Raw genomic sequence first — 1,145 nt, 5'->3', positions numbered from 1 at the left:
ATTTATATAAACTTAGCGGCGGATGGGTGAGTAACGCGTGAGAAATCTACCATGCACTAGGGGATAGCCTCGGGAAACTGGGAATAATACCCTATGACACTTACATTTCACATGAAAAGTAAGTTAAAGCTTTAGCGGTGCTTGATGATCTCGCGTCCCATTAGTTAGTTGGTAAGGTAATGGCTTACCAAGACTACGATGGGTAGCCGGCCTGAGAGGGTGACCGGCCACACTGGAACTGAGACACGGTCCAGACTCCTACGGGAGGCAGCAGTGGGGAATATTGCACAATGGAGGAAACTCTGATGCAGCGACGTCGCGTGAACGATGAAGGTCTTCGGATCGTAAAGTTCTGTCCTAGGGGAAGATAGTGACGGTACCTTAGGAGGAAGCCCCGGCTAACTACGTGCCAGCAGCCGCGGTAACACGTAGGGGGCGAGCGTTGTCCGGAATTACTGGGTGTAAAGGGTGCGTAGGCGGCCTTGCAAGTCAGATGTGAAAGATCATGGCTTAACTGTGGTAAGCATTTGAAACTGTAAGGCTTGAGTGCAGGAGAGGAGAGTGGAATTCCTAGTGTAGCGGTGAAATGCGTAGATATTAGGAAGAATATCAGTGGCGAAGGCGGCTCTCTAGACTGCAACTGACGCTGAGGCACGAAAGCGTGGGGAGCAAACAGGATTAGATACCCTGGTAGTCCACGCTGTAAACGATGAGTGCTAGGTGTCGGGGGTCATACCTCGGTGCCGCAGTTAACGCATTAAGCACTCCACCTGGGGAGTACGGCCGCAAGGCTGAAACTCAAAGGAATTGACGGGGACCCGCACAAGCAGCGGAGCATGTGGTTTAATTCGACGCAACGCGAAGAACCTTACCAGGGCTTGACATCCCTCGGACCGGACTAGAGATAGTCCTTTCCCTTCGGGGACTGAGGTGACAGGTGGTGCATGGTTGTCGTCAGCTCGTGTCGTGAGATGTTGGGTTAAGTCCCGCAACGAGCGCAACCCTTGCCTTTAGTTGCAAACAGTTTGGCTGTGCACTCTAAAGGGACTGCCGATGAGAAATCGGAGGAAGGTGGGGATGACGTCAAATCATCATGCCCTTTATGTCCTGGGCTACACACGTGCTACAATGGTCGATACAACGGG

Annotated in this window: 1 rRNA gene; it reads left to right on the top strand. The window is 52.2% G+C overall.

The features are described from left to right. A 16S ribosomal RNA gene (locus NSA23_RS16455) occupies positions 1–1,145 on the top strand; the annotation flags it as partial.

This window comes from Anaerosalibacter massiliensis, assembly GCF_024623155.1.
Classification (GTDB): Bacteria; Bacillota; Clostridia; order Tissierellales; family Sporanaerobacteraceae; genus Anaerosalibacter; species Anaerosalibacter massiliensis.
This window is presented reverse-complemented; position numbering and strand designations above follow the sequence as displayed.